Genomic DNA, 1,163 nt, shown 5'->3' with positions numbered 1-1,163 from the left:
TTTGAACGTACAAAACCGCACGTCAACGTCGGTACTATCGGTCACGTTGACCATGGTAAAACAACCCTGACTGCTGCAATCACTACCGTTCTGGCAAAAACCTACGGTGGTTCTGCTCGCGCATTCGACCAGATCGATAACGCGCCGGAAGAAAAAGCTCGTGGTATCACCATCAACACTTCTCACGTTGAATACGATACCCCGACCCGTCACTACGCGCACGTAGACTGCCCGGGCCACGCTGACTATGTTAAAAACATGATCACCGGTGCTGCTCAGATGGACGGCGCTATCCTGGTTGTTGCTGCGACTGACGGCCCGATGCCGCAGACTCGTGAGCACATCCTGCTGGGTCGTCAGGTTGGCGTTCCTTACATCATCGTGTTCCTGAACAAATGTGACATGGTTGATGACGAAGAGCTGCTGGAACTGGTTGAAATGGAAGTTCGTGAGCTGCTGTCTCAGTATGACTTCCCGGGCGACGACTGCCCGATCATCCGTGGTTCTGCTCTGAAAGCGCTGGAAGGCGAAGCAGAGTGGGAAGCGAAAATCATTGAACTGGCAGAAGCACTGGACAGCTACATTCCGGAACCGGAACGTGCTATCGACAAACCGTTCCTGCTGCCAATCGAAGACGTATTCTCCATCTCCGGTCGTGGTACTGTAGTTACCGGTCGTGTAGAACGCGGCATCATCAAAGTTGGCGATGAAGTAGAAATCGTTGGTATCAAAGAAACCACCAAAACYACCTGTACTGGCGTTGAAATGTTCCGCAAACTGCTGGACGAAGGCCGTGCTGGTGAAAACGTTGGGGTTCTGCTGCGTGGTACCAAACGTGATGACGTTGAACGTGGTCAGGTTCTGGCTAAACCGGGTTCAATCAACCCGCACACCAAATTCGAATCTGAAGTATACGTTCTGAGCAAAGATGAAGGCGGCCGTCATACTCCGTTCTTCAAAGGCTACCGTCCTCAGTTCTACTTCCGTACTACTGACGTAACGGGTTCCATCGAACTGCCGGAAGGCGTAGAAATGGTAATGCCGGGCGACAACATTCAGATGGTTGTTACCCTGATTCACCCGATCGCAATGGACGAAGGTCTGCGCTTCGCAATCCGTGAAGGCGGCCGTACCGTTGGTGCAGGCGTTGTTGCTAAAGTTCT

General features: G+C 52.4%; 1 protein-coding gene. It reads left to right on the top strand.

The window, feature by feature from the left end:
• Window positions 1-1,163 (top strand): elongation factor Tu (tuf, locus tag A9B99_RS15590; RefSeq protein ID WP_064599045.1); only part of this gene is annotated, 1,163 nt, incomplete at both ends.

Origin of the sequence: Mangrovibacter phragmitis (genome assembly GCF_001655675.1) — a bacterium.
Classification (GTDB): Bacteria; Pseudomonadota; Gammaproteobacteria; order Enterobacterales; family Enterobacteriaceae; genus Mangrovibacter; species Mangrovibacter phragmitis.
This window is presented reverse-complemented; position numbering and strand designations above follow the sequence as displayed.